The 19,725-nt window shown below is 51.9% G+C and carries 15 protein-coding genes; 5 read left to right on the forward strand and 10 right to left on the reverse strand.

The genetic code is table 11. The features are described from left to right. Positions 1-85 precede the first annotated feature (85 nt). The 5 genes from ACOTSW_RS05880 to rmuC all read left to right on the forward strand — a co-directional run bounded on the left by ACOTSW_RS05880 (position 86) and on the right by rmuC (position 6,925). Positions 86-1,327, forward strand: coding sequence for a cystathionine gamma-synthase family protein (locus ACOTSW_RS05880; protein ID WP_423681571.1), 1,242 nt, complete (start codon positions 86-88; stop codon positions 1,325-1,327). A 272-nt stretch (positions 1,328-1,599) separates the two neighbouring features. Further along, the gene (locus ACOTSW_RS05885; protein WP_423681572.1) at positions 1,600-4,122 is read left to right on the forward strand and encodes an ABC transporter permease; all 2,523 of its coding nucleotides are present in this window, start codon (positions 1,600-1,602) and stop codon (positions 4,120-4,122) included. 73 nt (positions 4,123-4,195) lie between these two features. Next, entirely contained in the window at positions 4,196-4,837 is a 642-nt protein-coding gene (gene yfcF / locus ACOTSW_RS05890) for a glutathione transferase (RefSeq protein ID WP_423681574.1), read from the forward strand. An 87-nt stretch (positions 4,838-4,924) separates the two neighbouring features. Continuing rightward, on the forward strand, positions 4,925-5,374 hold the full coding sequence (locus ACOTSW_RS05895; RefSeq protein ID WP_423681576.1) for a group II truncated hemoglobin: 450 nt from the start codon (positions 4,925-4,927) through the stop codon (positions 5,372-5,374). 78 nt (positions 5,375-5,452) lie between these two features. Next, complete coding sequence (rmuC, locus tag ACOTSW_RS05900) at positions 5,453-6,925, forward strand: DNA recombination protein RmuC (protein WP_423681578.1); 1,473 nt, start codon at positions 5,453-5,455, stop codon at positions 6,923-6,925. Between the two features lie 53 nt (positions 6,926-6,978). Here the strand turns inward: rmuC and ACOTSW_RS05905 are convergent, their stop codons facing one another. The 10 genes from ACOTSW_RS05905 to ACOTSW_RS05950 all read right to left on the reverse strand — a co-directional run bounded on the left by ACOTSW_RS05905 (position 6,979) and on the right by ACOTSW_RS05950 (position 19,667). Next, a complete protein-coding gene (locus tag ACOTSW_RS05905; protein ID WP_423681580.1) occupies positions 6,979-8,610 on the reverse strand; it encodes a diguanylate cyclase domain-containing protein in 1,632 nt (543 codons plus the stop codon). Between the two features lie 12 nt (positions 8,611-8,622). Beyond that, a complete protein-coding gene (locus ACOTSW_RS05910) occupies positions 8,623-9,048 on the reverse strand; it encodes a hypothetical protein (protein WP_423681582.1) in 426 nt (141 codons plus the stop codon). A 6-nt stretch (positions 9,049-9,054) separates the two neighbouring features. Further along, complete coding sequence (locus ACOTSW_RS05915) at positions 9,055-10,290, reverse strand: porin (protein WP_423681584.1); 1,236 nt, start codon at positions 10,288-10,290, stop codon at positions 9,055-9,057. A gap of 126 nt (positions 10,291-10,416) precedes the next feature. Then, entirely contained in the window at positions 10,417-10,755 is a 339-nt protein-coding gene (locus ACOTSW_RS05920; RefSeq protein ID WP_423681585.1) for a ComEA family DNA-binding protein, read from the reverse strand. Between the two features lie 132 nt (positions 10,756-10,887). Then, entirely contained in the window at positions 10,888-11,727 is an 840-nt protein-coding gene (locus tag ACOTSW_RS05925; RefSeq protein WP_423681586.1) for a peptidylprolyl isomerase, read from the reverse strand. Between the two features lie 70 nt (positions 11,728-11,797). After that, positions 11,798-13,096: a gephyrin-like molybdotransferase Glp gene (gene glp / locus ACOTSW_RS05930; protein ID WP_423681588.1), complete on the reverse strand. Its 1,299-nt coding sequence runs from the start codon at positions 13,094-13,096 to the stop codon at positions 11,798-11,800. 1 nt (position 13,097) lies between these two features. Then, positions 13,098-13,709 carry a molybdenum cofactor guanylyltransferase MobA gene (gene mobA / locus ACOTSW_RS05935; RefSeq protein ID WP_423681589.1) on the reverse strand — a complete coding sequence of 204 codons (612 nt, stop codon included), beginning with the start codon at positions 13,707-13,709 and terminating at the stop codon, positions 13,098-13,100. A gap of 95 nt (positions 13,710-13,804) precedes the next feature. Continuing rightward, positions 13,805-14,929, reverse strand: a complete 1,125-nt coding sequence (moaA, locus tag ACOTSW_RS05940) for a GTP 3',8-cyclase MoaA (protein WP_423681591.1) — start codon at positions 14,927-14,929, stop codon at positions 13,805-13,807. A gap of 90 nt (positions 14,930-15,019) precedes the next feature. Continuing rightward, the gene (gene chrA / locus ACOTSW_RS05945; RefSeq protein ID WP_423681593.1) at positions 15,020-16,348 is read right to left on the reverse strand and encodes a chromate efflux transporter; all 1,329 of its coding nucleotides are present in this window, start codon (positions 16,346-16,348) and stop codon (positions 15,020-15,022) included. A gap of 250 nt (positions 16,349-16,598) precedes the next feature. Further along, positions 16,599-19,667, reverse strand: coding sequence for an Rne/Rng family ribonuclease (locus ACOTSW_RS05950; protein WP_423681595.1), 3,069 nt, complete (start codon positions 19,665-19,667; stop codon positions 16,599-16,601). Positions 19,668-19,725 lie beyond the last annotated feature (58 nt).

Below are 19,725 nucleotides of genomic sequence, written 5' to 3' on the forward strand. Positions count from 1 at the left end.
ACATGTTTGGCCACTCGTTCGAATGCCGACATCTGGAGTACACTGACAGTCTTCCTGTAAGCAGCAACTTTGCGTATTTCTGATCATGAACGAAAAAAATTCCTACGGTTTTACTACGACTATTCTGCATAGCGACAGACAAAAAGGTATCGAACACGGCTCTGTCCATAAACCTGTCCATACCTCTGTGTTGTTTGGATACAAAGACGCACGCGAGCTAGCGGCTGTTTTTCAGGGCAAGCAATCGGGCTATCGTTACGGTCGTCAGGGCAATCCCACGGTGTCTGCGCTCGAAGATAAAATCACCAGCATGGAAGCGGGTGTCTCAACGATTACCTTTGCTACCGGTATGGCGGCGATTGGCGCGGTGTTTCAGGCTTTGCTGCGCGCTGGGGATCACATCGTTTCATCGAAATTTTTATTCGGGAACACAAATAGTCTGTGGCAAACAGCGAGTACACAGGGGCTGAATGTCACGATGGTGGATGCGACTTCGGTTGTAAATGTCGAAGCGGCGCTGACGCCGGCGACCCGCATGGTGTTTGTTGAAACGATCGCAAATCCACGCACGCAGATCGCTGATCTCAAGCGCATTGGCCGCTTATGTCAGGAACGCGGCATTTTATTTGTCGTTGATAACACTATTACTTCGCCGTATTTATTTCAGCCTAAAACCGTGGGCGCCAGTCTGGTTGTCAATTCACTGACCAAATATATCGCGGGACATGGCGATGTCCTGGGTGGCGCATTGACCGACACGGGTTTATTTGACTGGGCTGCGTATCCGAATATTGCCGATAATTTCCGTAAGCAGGCACCCGCGCAGCAAGGGATGGCGCAGGTGCGCGCTAAAGCTTTGCGTGATTTCGGCGCGACTTTATCGCCGGAAGCCGCCCATCAAATTGCGATTGGCGCTGAAACCATGGCGTTGCGGATGGAGCGCCAGTGCGCGAATGCGATGGCGATTACGACCATGCTGGCAGCAGATTCCCGTGTGGCGGCGGTGCATTATCCGGGGCTGGCATCGCATCCGCAACATGCGCTGGCGAATGAATTGTTCCTTGCTTATGGCGCTTTGTTCAGTTTTGAACTGAAGCCGGAAATCGATTGTTTTGATTACCTGAACCGGATGAAGCTGGCCATCAATGCGACGCACCTCGGCGATACGCGTACGCTGGTTATACCGGTGGCGCATACCATTTTCTTTGAAATGGGTGCTGAACGCCGTGCCGAAATGGAGATAGCTGATTCCCTGATCCGCGTTTCTGTCGGCATCGAAGATACGCAGGATTTGCTGGACGATTTCAGCCAGGCATTGAATGTCTGAGCATCTGCGCTTGCGCTGAGCACTTTCTTGCATAGAAATATGCCAAGAAGGAAAAAATATACTGGGGGGAGTATGTTAAAACATGCCTCTATCCCCATTTAAATATGTAGGGAGTAATTGATTTCTGGTCGATACTCCCTATTTTTTACTCATGTCAGCGGTGTGGCAAGGCTTTTGGCGCTGTTTATGTAGCGCAGCGACTTGCCGGAGATGTTGATGTTGTTGTTATTCCTGATGTAGTCGATGTTGATCTTTCTGGCAAAGGTAGGCGAATGATATTTGGTTTATCGTGGCGTATGACCATGCGCGACTGGCGGGCGGGTGAGTTGCGCTTTCTGATCGTTGCATTAATGGTTGCCGTGGCTTCTTTATCATCGGTCGGATTTTTTACCGACAGGCTGCGCAGCGGTCTGAATCGTGATGCGCATCAGTTACTGGGCGCAGATTTACTCGTCAGCGCAGACCAGCCGGTGAAGCAAGAATGGCGCGCCGAGGCAGAAAGGCGCGGCTTGCGCATCGCAGAAACGGTCGTTTTTCCGAGCATGGCGATTGCCGGTGAGGGCGATCAGGCGCAAGCGAAGTTGGTGTCTCTGAAAGCGGTCAGTCATGCCTATCCTTTACGCGGCAACCTCAAATTACATCAGCCTGGTGGTGGACAAAATAAGCCTGTTGCTGAAGTTCTGACGAGGGGTATTCCGGCGTCGCGCACGGTCTGGCTCGACCCGGCTTTGCAACTGGCGCTGAACCTGAAAATCGGCGATAAACTGAAGCTGGGTGATCTGGAATTCAGTTTTACGCAGACGATTGCGAATGAACCTGATCGTGGTGCAGGTTTTATGAACTTCGCCCCGCGCGCGATGATTTCCTTAGACGATTTAGCCGCAACCGGACTGATACAGGATGGCTCACGCGTAACTTATCGCTTGCTGATGGCTGGAGAGGCGAAAGCGATTGCGGCTTATCAGACGCAACTCAAGCAAACAATAGAACGAGAACAACTGAAAGGCGTACGTCTGGAGTCGCTGGATTCCGGCCGCCCTGAAATGCGCGCAACGCTGGATCGTGCCGAGCAGTTCTTATCGCTGGTGAGCCTGTTGTCAGCGATGCTGGCGGCGGTCGCGATCGCGATGGCTGCGCGGCGTTTCATGCTGCGTCATCTGGATGCTTGTGCGATGTTGCGTTGTCTTGGACTGACGCAGAATCAGGTCAGCGCTATGTATCTGATCGAATTTCTGATGCTGGGGCTGGTCGGCAGCGTGGCGGGTGTTGTGCTTGGTTATGCCGGTCACTATGTGTTGCTGGAATGGCTGGGTGCGCTGGTGGCTAAAGATTTGCCGCTGGCTGGCTGGTTACCTGCTGCGCAGGGTATTGCGACCGGCTTGCTGCTGCTGGTGGGTTTCGCATTGCCACCGGTGCTGCAATTGCGCAATGTGCCGCACAACCGCGTCATCCGTCGCGAACAGGATGCACCGCAGCCGCTGACCCTAGCGACGTATGCGCTGGGTCTGGCGATGTTTCTTGGCTTGTTGTTATGGCAGACCGGCGATCTTAAACTCGGCCTGCTGACGGCGGCAGGTTTCCTCGGCGGCATGCTGTTGTTTGCACTGATTGCGTGGGCGGGTGTGTTGTCGCTCAAGCGTATGCGCAATCTGTTCCGTTTTTCTGCGTGGCGCTTTGCCGTCACCGCATTACATCGGCGCCCGGGTGCTACGGTGATACAAGTCGTGTCGCTGGCATTGGGCTTGATGGCTTTGCTGTTGCTGACCGTGGTACGCGGTGATCTGATCGCGGCATGGAAGAAATCAACGCCACCGGATGCCCCTAACCAGTTCATCATCAATATCCAGCCTGATCAGAAAGAGGACATTGCGCAGCGCCTTGCCAGCTTCGGGCAGCCACGCATGTACCCGATGATACGTGGGCGTCTGATTGCGGTGAACAGTAATGCGATTGGTCCTGATACCTATGCGGAGGATCAGGCGCGGCGCATGGTGGACAGAGAGTTTAATCTCTCGACGATGACAGAATTACCGGAGATGAATAAGCTGGTGGCGGGAAAATGGTATGACGATGCCAACGCGACGACACCTGAAGCCTCTGTGGAAGAGGGGATTGCCAAAACACTCAAGCTCAAACTTGGCGATCAGTTGACGTTTGATATTGCCGGACAACAGACCACCGCTAAAATCACCAGCCTGCGCAAGCTGGACTGGGGTTCTATGCGGGTGAATTTTTTCGTGGTGATCAACCCCAAGGCGATGGTTGATATGCCACAAACCTGGATTACCGCATTTCGTGTCCCGCCATCACAAATGGCGTTCATTAACCAGTTGACGCTGGATTACCCGAATCTGACGGTGGTGGATGTCGGCGCGATGATCAAACAATTGCAGGATGTGCTTGATCAGGTCATCACTGCAGTTGAATTTTTATTCATGTTCACACTGGCTTCAGGTGTTCTGGTGTTGTATGCGGCTCTGGCTGGCTCGCAGGACGTGCGTATGCGTGAAGCAGCGTTGCTCAGAGCCTTAGGCGCAACCCGTGCGCAATTATCCCGCGCGCAGTGGGTAGAGTTTTTACTGATCGGTGGCCTTGCCGGATTACTCGCTGCCAGCGGCGCTTCGGCGATAGGCTGGGCATTGGCGAAATTCAGTTTCAATTTTGAATGGACGTTTTCACCGCTAGTCTGGATTGCAGGCTTGTTTGTCGGTGCTGTCTGCGCGATGGTCGGTGGCTGGCTGGGTTTGCGGAATGTCCTGAATCAGCCGCCGTTATTAAGTCTGCGTGAGGCATAAATTAACAGCGCTCAGCAAGTAATCACAGAAAAATACATCAGGCAGAATTTCGCCGGACAAGAAAGGAATCAGCATGAACCAGAATACGAAAGACACGATCCGTTTATACGTTGATGCAAAGTACACCAGCCCGTATGCGATGTCGGCCTATGTGGCCCTGCTGGAAAAAGGTGTGCAATTTGATGTGGTGACGGTTGATCTGGCGGCACAAAAACATCATCAGGCAGAGTACGCCGGTATTTCGTTAACTCAGCGCGTGCCGACGCTGGAACAGGGTGATTTCAGCCTTTCTGAATCTTCGGCGATTACCGAATATATTGATGAAGTTTTTCCGGGGACGGCTTTATATCCGAAGTCGCCAGAGCTGCGTGCCCGTGCGCGTCAGGTACAGGCATGGCTGCGCAGCGATCTGATGCCTATTCGCGTTGAACGCAGCACACTGGTGAATTTTTATGGACAAAAATATCCTCCTTTATCGGCGGAAGCCAAAGCTGCGGCAGACAGCCTGATATTTTTTGCTGAGTCTTTACTGCCGCCCGGAGCAGAAAATCTGTTTGGTGAATGGAGTATTGCCGATACCGATCTGGCATTGATGCTGAATCGTCTGGTCATGCATGGCGATGAAGTACCGGCGCGTTTGCGTGACTATGCGCAGCATCAATGGCAGCGCGCTTCAGTACAAAGCTGGGTTCATCAGAAACGTCCGGCTTTATAAGAACCTGTCGCAGACGCGTATCTGACGGCGGACAGATAACATCACAGCAAAACAGTGAATTACACGTTTAGTGACAAAGAGTGAACAATGAATCAAGACGAGCAAACAGCAAACTCAGCAGCGACAACGACAACAAGCGTTGACACCGAAGAAGAAAAATCCAATCTGTATGAACTGATCGGTGGCGCGGATAAATTGCGCGAAATGGTCGATCGTTTTTATGATCTGATGGAGCTGGAACCTGAATTTGCAGGCATACGGGTCATGCACCCGACACCGCTGGATAGTTCGCGTGACAAGCTGTTCTGGTTTTTATCCGGCTGGATGGGTGGGCCGGATTTGTATATCAGCCAGTTCGGTCATCCTCGTTTGCGTGCGCGCCATCTGCCGTATGCGATTGCCAGCGATGAGCGCGATCAATGGCTGCGTTGCATGGCATGGGCGATGCAGGATGTCGGTATTGCAGAACCCTTGCAGCAACATCTGATGCAGTCTTTTTATCAGACCGCTGACTGGATGCGCAACACACCGGGATAAGCGCGCATGCGGTTCAGGCAGAAAAGCTGCCTGATGTTAGGTGTATCTCTTGTTTTTTGTAGTCGATATTTTTCATCCATGACTTTATTTGAAATCTTGATTCTGCTTGCATTGGCGGTTCTGATCGTCTTAACCGCGATCGTCTTGCTGCGTCATCGTTCAGGGCAGAGCGAAGTGCCGACATTGGATTTGCTGGCGCTGCAAAATTTTTTACAGCAGGCGCAGCAACAGCAAATGCTGAGTCAGGAGCGCACTGAACGTTCTTTGCGTGAACAAGTGCAGTCAACCGCTCTGGCAACCCGTCAGGAAATAGGTGCCAATTTCAGCCGGTTTCAGCAAGGTCTGGCGACACAATTAACCAGTGTCGCAACCTTACAGAAAAATCAGATCGATAGTTTTTCCCAGCAATTAGTCAAGCTCAGCGAAAGCAATGCCCAGCAGCTGGAGCAAATGCGTCTGGCGTTGATACAGCAAAGCCAGAGTGCGCGCGAAGAGCAGGGCGTTAGTCTGAAAGCATTTGCGGATACGCTGAATCAGACCTTGACCAGCCTGACCGAATCCAATGCCCAGCGTATGGCGGAAATCCGTGCGACGCTGGAGCAGAAAATACAGCAACTGCAAGCTGAAAATGCCAGTAAGCTCGAAGAAATGCGCAAGACCGTGGATGAAAAACTGCATGCAACACTGGAGCAGCGCTTAGGCGAATCATTTAAGCTGGTCTCTGATCGTCTCGAGAAAGTGCATCAGGGGCTGGGCGAGATGCAGCAGTTGGCGATCGGCGTTGGTGATTTAAAACGTGTGCTCACCAATGTGAAAACCCGTGGCACCTGGGGTGAAGTGCAGTTGGAAATGGTGCTGGAGCAAATGCTGACGCCAGATCAATATGCGAAGAATGTGGAAACCATACCTGGCACAGGTGAACGGGTCGAGTTTGCGATTAAATTGCCGGGTAAGGAAGATGACAAAGCACCGGTCTGGATGCCGATCGATGCCAAGTTTCCGAAAGAACAGTATGAGCGTTTGCTCGATGCCGCTGAGCGTGCCGATGCCGAGGGTGTTGCGGTGGCTGGCAAGGAACTGGAACGGGCGATACGCGGCGAAGCAAAAACAATCTCGGAAAAATATCTGTCGCCACCATTGACGACCGATTTTGCAATTTTGTTTTTGCCGACCGAAGGTTTGTATGCGGAAGTCATGCGTCGTCCCGGCCTGGCGGATGAATTACAACGTAGCTGTCGTGTTTCCATTGCCGGGCCATCGACGTTATCGGCCTTGCTGAACAGCCTGCAGATGGGATTCCGCACGCTGGTGCTGGAAAAACGCTCATCCGAAGTCTGGCAGGTGCTGGGTGCCGTGAAAACGGAATTCGGCAAGTTTGGCGATGTGCTGGCAGCTACCAAACTGACGCTGGAGCGGGCAGCAAAAAATATCGACAATGCCGAAGTCAGGACCCGTCAGATGACGCGCAAACTCAAGCAGGTAGAGGCATTGCCGAACGATATTGCGCAAAGCCTGCTCGGTGTTGCTGATGAGGATACCAGTTCAGAATGACAGGCTGGAAGAATCATTTTTTTATTCCGCCTCTGCATTTTAATTGCCCGTGTTCAGACCGATGATGCCTGATCCTGGCTGGATGCATATTCAGCGAGCACGTATGTATTTCTGCCGCTTTGTTTCGCTTCATACATGGCCTGATCTGTTTCCGCGAGCAGTTTTTCTGCCGAAACCGAGGTTCCTGACGCATAATTAATACCGATGCTGGCACCGATTCGGGCACTGATCCCATGACCGACATCAACCGGGCGTGACGCTTCAGCAATGATCTTGCCGGCGATTTCTATTGCTTTGCTCTGATCTGTCAGGTCACATAACAGCACGACAAATTCGTCACCACCAAGGCGTGCAATGAAGTCTGTTTTTCTCAGAATACCAGTCAATATACTGCTGAACTGAATCAACACCATATCACCTGCCTTATGTCCGTATTTGTCGTTGACTTCCTTGAATTTATCCAGATCGATCAATAAAAGGAAAAATGGTGAGGGATGTCCGAGGGCATTTTCCTTCATCAGATGGGCGAGTTTTCGCTCTAAGCCCAGCCGGTTGTTCAGGCCGGTTAAATGATCGGTGACAGCCAGATGCTGGGCAGCTTCTTCTTTATATTTGCGATCGGTAATGTCGTTGATTAAGCCCTGAAGTAAATCATTTTCGGCAGCATGCAGAACGACATTGATCCATTTTTTTTCTTTCAGCTGGCCGGGCTCTATGCAAAAATCTTCTGACACGACCCGTGATTCTTTCAGGGCTGCATCAATCATCAGATGCAGACGTAACTCCTGCCCGCTGATGAGATCAAGCAGCGCTGGAGACGGAGAGCCGTCATCCGTTTTGAGGCTGAGCATACGTACCAGAGCCTGATTGTATGAGATCAGCTCACCATGTGAGTTCATTTTGAAGATACCGGTTTCAGCGTTTTCAAAAAAAGTCTGAAATTTTTTCTCTTCCAGCGCATGTTGAATCCGCAGATTTTTCTCTTCATCGAGAGATGAAACCAGATTGGCGATGATTTTATTCACGTCGTTAACTAATCGCCCCAATTCATTTTCTTTATTGTTTTCGGGATGTTCCAGTAACTCCCCTTTTTGTGGTGAAAGGGCGTGTAATCTGTCTGAGATCAGTTTGATCGGGCGCGTAAAAAAGACAAAGACGATCAGTGATAAGACCGAGGCAATCAGCAGATTCTGGAACAGCAAAAGTTCCACAATGAAAAGGGCTTTGTCGGTACTGTTTTTGTTGACGGTGGCCTGATTAATTTCCATGTTCACCGTACAAACTTTTTCTCTGGGGTTGAACGGCGAAAAAATTTCTCTGGTAATGAAATCAGGGTATTGTTTAAAAACAACAGGCAATTCAAACGAAATCGGAAGCGCCTGTTTCTTTGAGACGGCCAGCACTTTTTCACCACTATGAATCGTTACTTTGCTGACGACATTATTTTTGCTGATACCGTTGACGACTTCATTCGCCAGGTTTTTATCGGACAGATAACAGGCAATGCTGGTGGTGTTTTCGGCTGAATTCAGCAGATCCTGCATCGTTCTGATGGTGTGCTTCTGTTCGTCATCAAAAAAATAAACGTAGCTGGCAAACGAAAAAAAGATGCCTATGATTAAGCTGACCCCCAGCAAGGCGAGGGAACTGCGTATCGCGATATTGTTTCGAATAAGATGGCGCATGCAGATTGGGAATCAGTTGCTCAAAAGAAGTATAAGTTTAACTCTTTTGTCAATTTTCCTGCTATCAATATAAGCGATCGCGCCTTTATTTTCACTCACGAGACTGATTGCTTCTTCCGCATTGTTGACCTGAATTGGCGGATGTCCGAGTCCGGAGAAGCGCAATCTGGCCCAGTAGGAGTTGATTTCTGCCAGTTCTTTACCAACCAGCAGAGAGTAAAACTGCATTTTTTCCTGGTTGGTATTACTCAGATCAATAGGTATTCCGGTCAGACCATTGGCTAATTTTCTGGTTCTTCCCATATAGATGTTGATGACTTCATCTTTGCTCAGTTTTTCGATACCACTATTCGGATTGCCAATCACGGCAAGCTCTGCCGATGCTGTGCCACTGATCAGCAGCAAAGCCAGACATAAAAATTTAATCAGGTGTCGCATGCAGATTCAGAAAACAAAATTATAGGCAACACTCAACAGATTCGAGTGACCATCCCATCCCGGTTGCGCATTGCGAATCAGAAAATGTTTCTGGCTGCGGATGTGATCCAGTTGTACTTTGATATTGGCATTCTCGCCCAGATCGTATCGGATACCTGCGGTGAAAGTCTGCTGACCATTCTGGATAATCTGTTTGTTCACCTGAGTGAATAAATATTTCAGCTCCGGTGACAGCGCCGGGTCGGCAATCACGCGTTTTTCATTGCCTTGCTGGCGGGACGCGGAAGCCGTTGCATACGGTGTCCATTTTTTTATCCGGTAACTCATCGTCAGATAGGCAGCATCTGAGTTTTGCAGCAAGACGGAATCGCTTTCGATTCTGCCCAGCATGAATTGCGCCTGAAGCGGCCCCTGATCATAAACAGCGCCGATAGAGGTGTACTTCAATTTCTTATCTATCGTGGAAAGCTGGTCTGTCACACTGGCTGCGACAGAATTAGCGGACACTGGCAAAGACTGAATTGACGCCAGTACCGGAATAAACGGCGGATATTCGTTTGCTAATTTTAATTCGGTATAGCCGACTCTGAATGTCCAGTTTCTTTGTTGATATTCCAGATGACCCCCGCTGAGCTTCGAGCGGTTCAGCGGAAAAAACTGTCGCTGAGTGCTGACATTAATTTTTTCACGTGCCAGCCCGTAGAACAGCTTTGCCTTCAGAATTCCATCCCCCGCCGGATAGGAAAAGACGGTATCTGCACCGTCAAAATAAGAAACGATGAGCCTGCCAAAAAAATCTACAGGAGGTCGTACCCAAGTGTAGGAGTAACCGATGTTTCTGGAGTCTGCCAGCATATAGACGTCAAAACCTAAGCGTCCTGCACGAAGCTGGAAACGATCGTCAGGATTATACTGTGCATAAGCCCAAGTAATTTCAGGAAGAAAATCATCCGTTCCTTTGCGGCTGACGACCTGAACTGCCGCATCAATACTATCGCTGAAGCTACGATTGATTTGCAGGCCGAGATTGCTGTCAATGCTGGCATCGGTCTGTCGTGTGTAACCGACACCGGAGTTCTGTGATAAATCACGCACAAAATCTGCCTGACGGGTATCGCTGTGGACGACACCCAGAGTACCGAAACCGGTAACGGAGTAGCCGTTGTCATCAGCGGCGTGAGTATTCTGTGCGCTGAGGATACAAAGCGCCAGTATGGAGAGTTTGAATGACCAGTCAGACATAATGCATATTTATTTGTTGCACTGCCCACCATGTTTCGCGGCGGGCAGCGGATTCCGGCGTTTTTCTATCGTATTCTGGTTTTTGTCTGAATAAACCGCTGATACTGAGCAACTGGTAGGAATCGCTTATTTTTTCTCAGCGGGTTTTTGTCTGGCGATGATCAGATCCTTGATGCCGTTATAGACATCTTTAGTCAGAATTTTTTTCGTCAGCAATTCATCTTTACCTTTGTAAGGACGACCTTTGATAATCGCATCGGAGCGGGCATCGCCGATTTTTGGCAGGGTTGCCAACTCTTCTTTGCTGGCGTTGTTGATATCAAGTAGTTCAGTTTTTGCACTTGCAGCAGCGGATGCAGTGGCAGGCGCTGCTGCTTTCTTGGGCTCATCTTTTGCGTGGACTACGCCACTGGCGAGCAAAGTCAAACCTGCGCATATCAACATTTTTTTCAAGGTGTTTTTCATATTTACTCCCATCACAGTGGTTGAACAACTAAGGTGTTGTTGTCAATGACGCGTACAAATGACGCGGACAAAATTGATCGATGAACAGCCGGTGTATGAATAGAATACATCAGCTATTCACACACTCGTGTCTTATTGCGTTTGTGTCGCTGACGTAATAAAGATCGGGGTCACAGGAACATTGTTCAGATTACCTTGTGTCGATACGGGAACGACGCGGATCAGATCAATCACATCGAGACCGGAAACGACTTTACCGAACACTGCATAACCGCTGTTTAAACTACTGTAATCAAAACCGGGATTATCGGCAGTATTGAAATAGAACTGCGATGTTGCTGAATCAGCAGCGCTGGTACGTGCCATACCGATGGTACCGCGGGTATTGCTCAGACCATTATTGGATTCCAGTTTAATTCCGGCAGAGGTTGGAGCCAATTGCAGGTCGGATGTGTAGCCACCGCCCTGGACAACAAGGTTGGCTTCAACGCGGTGGAAGATTTTATTCGTGTAAAAGCCACTCTCGACATAGTTGAGGAAGTTATCAACGGTGACGGGCGCTTTTGCCGGATTCAGTTCGATCACGATATTGCCTTTGCTGGTGCCCATTGTGACCTGGGGCGGTAACGCCAGCGAGGATGTCAGTGAGGCCTGATAGAGACCGCCGCCGTTGGCATTGGTGATGGTTGCAATCGCTGTACCCACGCCGACGATCTTGCAAGTGAATGTGCGCTTTGTCGCTGAACCACCTGCAACTTCAGTCAGGCTGAGGCAGAGCGGATTGGCGACATTAATTCCCTTGTCCAGATTCTGGCCGTTGACGGTCATCGTATATGTCTTGCGATAAGCAATCTGGGAATTTTCCACGCTGCTGACTGTGGCAAGCACGGCAGGCGTGTCTTTAGATCCACCACAACCACTCAGCAAAACGAGGGATGTACATGTACCCAGTAACCATGTTGAAGCTTTCACTCTGATCTCCGTCTGTATAGAAAAATGAATTGTACTTTGTCTCATGCAGGAATAGCTGAAAATGATGGCTTTACAGCAATCCTTCGAACAGCAGGACTGTGACTTTGTCGCCCGCCGACACCTGACCCTGATCGTGCTGCAAAACAATCATGCAATTGGCTTCGGACATCGAACGCAGGATACCGGAACCTTGCGAGCCGGTCACGCTGACTTCCAGTTCGCCACTGGCGTTCGTTGTGAGAATGCCGCGCTGATATTCGGTTCGCCCCGGGCGTTTGCGTATCGCGGTTTTGCTGATCACAGGAATTAAAGGCAGCGGCGCAGCATTTGCGCCCATCATGTGCAGCAAAGCCTGGCGTGCAAAAAAATAGAACGTCACCATCACTGCGACCGGATTACCCGGCAGGCCGAACAGGTAGGCGCTTTTCCCCTGTGAGTGAATTTTGCCAAAGGCCATTGGTCGTCCGGGGCGCATGCCGATCGTCCAGAACGCAACGTCGCCCAGCTTGCCCATGATTTGCTTGGTGTAGTCGGCTGCACCAACCGAAACGCCGCCCGAGGTGATAACGGCGTCGGCGTTTTCACAGGCGGAGCGGAAAGCGGCTTCCAGCTCTGCAGGATCATCCTTGATGACGCCCATGTCTATGATGTCGCAGCCGAGACGGCTCAGCATGCCATACAAAGTGTAGCGATTGCTGTCGTATACACAGCCTTCATCCAGTGTCTCGCCAAGTGAGCGCAGTTCGTCACCGGTTGAAAAAAATGCGACGCGCAAACGTCGCTGTACCGGCACTTCCGCGACCCCTAACGAGGCCAGCAGACCCAGATCTGCCGGGCGCAAAATTTTGCCGCGTTGTAAAGCTGTTTTGCCGTTCGCCAGGTCTTCGCCTTTCAGACGCCGATTGTCTCCGGTACGTACTTTGCCGGCGGGAATGCCGACCTGCGCCTCGCTGGCATTCACCGTAAATTCTTGAGGGATCACGGTGTCGCATGCGGCCGGCATGACTGCTCCGGTCATGATGCGTACACATTCACCGCTACCGACGTCGCCCTGATAAGCGCCTCCTGCAAAGGCGGTACCGACGATGTTGAAATCGCGGACGCCAGCTTCAGGAAGATCGCCGCCGTTGAACGCATAACCATCCATCGCTGAATTATCGTGGGCAGGAACGTCGATACCGGACACGATATCGGTTGCCAGTACCCGGCCTAATGCCTGACGTATTGCCAGCTTTTCGATTGCCTGAACTGGTGTGATGAATTGCGCGATGATGTCCTGTGCTTTGCTGACGGGAAGCGCATGCGGATCGTAATCCGACATACAACTGACGATGTCGTGCAAGCTGGATGGGCTGGAAGCGTGAGTCATATCAGGTCTCGAATTGTCGTAGTTCTTGCAGGGTATTAATGTTGCGAAAGCCAGTATTGTCCTCGAAAACGACTTTAGCAATATGTAAATGTTGGTACCATGCATCAACTTTGCGACCGCCTTGTGTCAGAAAAGCGGTCAGATCGTCCAGCAGCGAGGCTTTCATCAAAGAAAATACCGGATGAGACTGACGACGGGCAATGCCATCTTCATATTCTGTGGTAACTGCGACCGCCAGATCGGCATCATTGCTGAGCAGGCCCAGCGATAAACGGTCTGCCAGATCGGCAGGCAATAAAGGTGAGTCGCACGGCACCGTCAGCATATACGGTGTTTCGCAATGTACCAGACCGGTCTGCACTCCTGCCAGAGGGCCGGCGTAACCCTCAATCTGATCCGGCCAGACCTGGGTGCCGAAACTCTCATAGACCGCCAGATTCTGATTTGCGTTAATGATGATCTCACCTACCTGCGGTGATAGCCGCATTAAGGCATGTAATGCCATCGGCGCGCCACGAAAATTCTGCAAACCTTTATCGACCTGGCCCATACGGGTGCCTCGTCCACCGGCCAGAATCAGGCCGGTGATCAGTTGTTTGTCTATGCCAGTCATATTGTCTATCTTTGATCTGATGTGTGTTGAGTGTGTTGGTTGTGGCGCTGATCTCCGGAAAGGATCTGCTGTATTTCAGACAAAGCCGTTGCCGGTCAGCCGCCTATGTATGACATTTCTATTTTCTTGCGCTGCTCCTGATCGCGCTCCGTTTGCTGGCTACGCAGTTCAGAATAACGATCCTGTCTTGATTGCCAGATGCTGGCAATCACATTGGCAATCGCGAGGTCAGAATGGTTCGCCGGGTCGCGCAACAAGGCCCGTAAATCATGACCGTGAGTCGCAAACAGACAGGTGTATAACTTGCCCTCCGTGGATAAGCGCGCACGGCTGCAATCACGGCAGAATGCATGGCTGACACTGGAAATGACGCCGATTTCACTCTGACTACCCTGATGTTGCCAGCGTTCCGCCGTTTCCCCTGCGTAGTTCGCCGGAATGGCGTTCAGTGGCATGCCGGCATCCTGAATTGTCTGAATGATCTGCGCCGACGGGATAACTTCATCGAGTTTCCAGCCGTTCGACGCGCCGACATCCATGTATTCGATAAAGCGCAGGATATGCGGCGTGTCTTTGAAATAGCGTGCCATAGCGGCGACTTCATGCTCGTTGACTCCTGCCTTGACCACCATGTTGATTTTGATCGGGCCTAGCCCCGCCGCCTGGGCAGCATCGATGCCATCGAGTACCTGCGCGACAGAAAAATCGACATCGTTCATACGTTTGAAAATGACGTCATCCAGCGAGTCGAGTGACACCGTTACGCGATTTAATCCGGCATCTTTCAGGCTTTGCGCTTTTTTTGTGAGCAGCGAGCCATTCGTCGTCAGTGTCAGATCGGGTGGGTTGCCATCGACCGTGCGCAGACTGGCCAGCATCTCCACCAGTTTTTCTATATTTTTTCTGAGCAGGGGCTCGCCCCCGGTCAGACGGATTTTTTTGACACCATGCGCAATGAAAATGCGCGCAATACGTGTGATTTCTTCAAAGCTCAGTAACGAGGTATGCGGCAGATATTGATAATTTTTATCGAAGACTTCTTTCGGCATGCAATACACGCAGCGGAAGTTGCAGCGATCGGTGACCGAGATCCGTAAATCGTGTAATGGCCGCGCCAGCGTGTCACTCAGTGCGCCATCCGGCTCGACCAATCGGTCTGGGATCTGCAGTTGCGACAATTGCCGTCTCAGGTCGGTCAGGGGGATAAATTTTTCCGTCATTGAAGTGCTAGCTCAGACTGTTTTTTGCGTAAGCCGAGACAATACCATGAGAACGAAAATAAGATTTCTCCCCGCTTATATTAGGTAGATTCAGATCAATTTTTGACACAACAACCCAAGCACGCCAAATATGGCCAGCAAAGTTATTGTGCCGGGTTTGAAGCGAAATACGAGGATGCAGGCGAGCAGCGTTAGGGCGATGGCGGGCACATCCCATTGTTGTTGTGCCGTATAAAAAACGTGGCTCGCAAAAAATACTGCCAGACTGACGATCACGCCGACCACGGCGGCGGAAATTGCACTCAGCGGCGCGGTAAAACGCAATTGGTTGCGCGTCGATTCCACCAGCGGACCACCTGCCAGAATAAAAATAAACGACGGCAGAAAGGTGAAGAAAAAAGCGATACAGGCGCCCAGCAATCCGGCCAGCAACTGGCTGTCCGCGCCCAGGGGCAGTTGATTCCAGCCGCTCACAAAACCGACAAACGCGACCACCATAATCAGCGGACCCGGCGTGGTTTCACCGAGCGCGAGACCATCCATCATCTGTGCCGCGCTCAGCCATTGAAAATGATCAACCGCGGACTGAAAAACATACGGCAGCACCGCATACGCTCCGCCGAAACTCAGTAATGCCGTTTTCGTGAACAGCCAGGCCATCTCGGTTAAAGGATTGTGCCAACCCGTCGCATAAGCAATCAGGCTCCAGCCGCCAGCGCACAATACCAGGCCAGCGAGAGCAACCAGTATCAGATGGCGCAGTGAAAAACGCGCATGTACCGGTGTTGGCGTGTCATCGTCGATCAGCGCGCGCGGATGGGTTCTTTGCCCGCTGTCTGCCGCTGCGTGTGACGGTGGTAACTGACAATGTTGTCTGAATAAGGCTCCTGCAACCGCGGCGAGTAAAACGATGGCGGGGAAGGGTAGCTTAAGCACAGTGATGGCAATGAAAGCGCAGGCGGCAATTCCCTTCAGAAAATGCGTGCGCAGGCTGCGGCTGCCGATACGCCACGCTGCTGCCAGCACAATCGCGACGATCGCCGGTTTAACCCCATACAACACGCCGGAAACGATATGGTGTTTGCCGAACACCATATACGCCCACGACAGACCAATCAAAATAAACAGGCTGGGCAAAATAAACAAGATACCCGCCATCAGTCCACCGAGGGTTCTGTGCATCAGCCAGCCGATGTATACCGCCAGTTGCGTCGCTTCCGGCCCCGGCAGCAGCATGCAGTAGTTGAGTGCGTGTAAAAAGCGCCGCTCGGAAATCCAGCGCCGCTGATCGACGAGTTCGGCGTGCATCATCGCTATTTGTCCGGCCGGACCACCGAAGCTGATAAAACCTAATTTCAGCCAGTACCAGAACGCCGTTTTGAGGGAAATAGCCTGATCAGGATGCGTCGTTGTTTGCATGGCGTCGGAGAGGATATTGGCTGGGATAGGGGACGAATCTGGCTTGTTGCGGTCAGAGGTGATCCGGCGATGCGTGCAGCGCTATATTGAGGTATTAAATATACTCCCGGGAGTATATTTTTAAGCCCTTTAAATATGCTGACGATAGCCTGATTTTTCCAAATAATGGGGGGAGTATCCATTAAAAGTAAAAAAGCTGGCAAACTTGTTGAGTCTGCCAGCTTTGCACGAGGTTGCTTATCGCGTCAGATTAACGGCGGGTTTCCACCAATACCAGAGGCTCAGTCGAAGCCGGTGGTAAAGGCTTGCGTTCGCGCGGTACACGCACTGCCGCTGGCATCTGGCTCGCACTTTCCTGTGCGGCACGCAGCTTCTCAGGATTGGTGACCGCCAGCTCCAGGCCAGCTGCACTCAGCATTTGCTTCAGCTCTTCAACTGGCATGCTTGCCGCTGCTGGCTGCACAGAGACGGATGCTGGTGTCTGCGCTGGTGCCGCAACTGCTGCTGCCGTTGTTGCAACGCTTGCTGCAGGTGCTTCAGTCTGCGCAGCTGGTGTTGTCGGGGATGATTCTGCTGGCGCAGCGACGGCAACAGGTACAGACTCAACCACGACTGGTGCGGTTTCAGCTGTCACGGACACTGCTTCGCTGAATGTCACCTCTTTCTCTGCTGCCACGACTTCTGCCTGAGCAGGCACTGACGTTGTTTGCACTTCAGCAGGTTCCACCGAAGTTACGACGACATCAACTGCGGCAGGAGCAAGCGTTACGCTGCTCACTTCTGTCGCCGGCGCTGGTGCTGTTACCGGTGCTGCTGCCTGTGCGGGTTCCGCCGCAACTGTGCTGACTTCCGCCTGGAAAGCAGGCGCTGCTGCAGCGACAACGGCTGCAGGTACTTCCTGAACTGGCTGGGTAGCCTGAGTTACAGGCGCAACTGCAATGTCTGCTGCAGGTGCTGCTGTTTCAGTGGCAGCAGGAACCATGATCGTGAGCGGTGCGACGTCGCTGCTTGCTTCGCTTGCGACAGGAACGAAGGCTTCGCTGCCGGATTCGGCAATCACTTCGCCTTGCTCATTCAGTTCACCTGGTTCGCGATCACGACGGTTGCGGTTGCGGCCACCACGACGTCGGCGACGACGACGTTCTTCACCTTGCTCCGTATTCTCGTTATCCGCAATGGCCTCAATACCATTGACCGGCGCTGTGTCCGGGACGACTTGTACCGGCACAGGATCGAGATGCTTCTGAATTGTTTCTTCTGCTTTAGCATCGGCCGTCAGTGCATCTTTGCGCTCCTCACGCTGACGTTGCTGACGTTCGCGGCGACCTTCCTGAGTTTCTTTAGGCTCACGCGGTTCACGTGGCTCGCGCGCCTGCTTAGGCTGTTTGGCCGGACGTGCTGACTCTTGCGCTGAGGCTGGTTTGTCGCTGTCAGATTTTTCCGCTTTTTCAGCCTTGTCGTTGCGACCATTCGCGTTTGCCGGACGATCTTCGCGCTCGTCGCGGTTACGACGATTCCGGTTGCGCTGGCCATTACGTGAGTTACGGCCGTTACGGTCTCGGTCGGACGATTTTTCTTCGCTGATGGCAGGTGCTTCAGCGACAGCAGGCGCTGTCGGTTTGCCAAACAGGAAACCCATCACTTTGCTGAAGAAGCCCGGTGCCGGCGCTGCTGCGGCTACCGGCGCTGCTTCTTTGCGCTCAACGATAGGAGCCTGTTCCGGTGTGATACTTTTTACAACTGCTTCCTGACGTGGCTTGATATCTTCTTTCTGGCGTGTGCTGTAGCCGATATCGGTGTCAGCCTGCTCTGCCATGGCGTAGCTGGCGTGATGATCTTCAAGGCGCGGATCATCTGTTTTCAGACGGTCCAGTTTGTAATGCGGTGTTTCGAGATGCGTGTTCGGAATCAGAATGACTGTTACGCGGTGACGGGTCTCGATTTTCAGGATTTCGCCACGTTTTTCATTCAGCAGGAATGCGGCCACATCGACCGGCACCTGCACATGAATTGCAGCTGAATTTTCCTTCATTGCCTCTTCCTGAATGATGCGCAGGACTTGCAGGGCGGAAGATTCTGTATCGCGGATGTGACCAGTGCCATTGCAACGAGGGCAAGTCACATGGCTGCCTTCGGACAGGGAAGGGCGCAGGCGCTGGCGTGATAATTCCATCAGGCCAAAGCGGGAAATCTTACCCATCTGAACGCGGGCGCGGTCGTAGCGCAGTGCATCTTTAAGCCGTTGTTCGACTTCGCGCTGATTCTTGGCGTTTTCCATGTCGATAAAATCGATCACGATCAGGCCGCCTAAGTCACGCAAACGCAGTTGACGGGCCACTTCTTCTGCGGCCTCCAGATTGGTGTTGAAAGCCGTCGTTTCGATATCGCCGCCGCGGGTGGAGCGTGCTGAGTTGACGTCAACAGAGACCAAAGCTTCAGTGTGATCAATCACGATCGCGCCGCCGGATGGCAATGGTACGGTACGGCTGTACGCAGTTTCGATCTGATGTTCGATCTGGAAGCGGGAGAACAGAGGTACGTCGTCGCTGTAACGTTTCACGCGATGCACCATGTCGGGCATCACGTGGCTCATAAACTGTTGTGCCTGTTCGTAAATTTCGTCGGTATCGATCAGGATCTCGCCGATATCGGGCTGGAAGTAATCGCGAATTGCACGAATGACAAGTGAGGATTCCTGGTAAATCAGGAAGGCGCCCGGTGTGGATTTGCCAGCACCTTCAATTGCACGCCAGAGTTGCATCAGGTAGTTCAGATCCCATTGCAATTCATCGACATTACGGCCTATGCCTGCGGTGCGGGCAATTACGGACATGCCGGTCGGCAGATCCAGTTTATCCATCGTGTCGCGCAATTCCTGACGGTCTTCGCCTTCCACCCGGCGCGATACACCGCCGCCACGTGGGTTGTTTGGCATCAGCACCAGATAGCGACCCGCCAGTGAAATGAACGAAGTCAGCGCGGCGCCTTTATTGCCGCGTTCTTCTTTTTCCACCTGCACCATGATTTCCTGGCCTTCGCGCAGGGCTTCTTTGATGGAGGTGTTGCGGACGTCGATACCTTCTTTGAAATAAGAGCGGGCGACTTCTTTAAATGGAAGGAAACCGTGACGTTCTTCGCCGTAGTTGACGAAGCAGGCTTCGAGAGATGGTTCGATGCGGGTGATAACACCCTTGTAGATATTGGACTTGCGTAATTCGCGACCGGCGGTCTCGATATCAATGTCGATGAGTTTTTGCCCATTGACGATAGCAACACGCAGTTCTTCTTGCTGTGTTGCGTTGAACAGCATACGTTTCATGTTTTTACTCCGTGACCTGTTGGTCATCTTTTGTCACACACTCATCCGATGAGCATGT

This window comes from Undibacterium sp. WLHG33 (assembly GCF_049544815.1).
Lineage (GTDB): Bacteria > Pseudomonadota > Gammaproteobacteria > Burkholderiales > Burkholderiaceae_D > Undibacterium.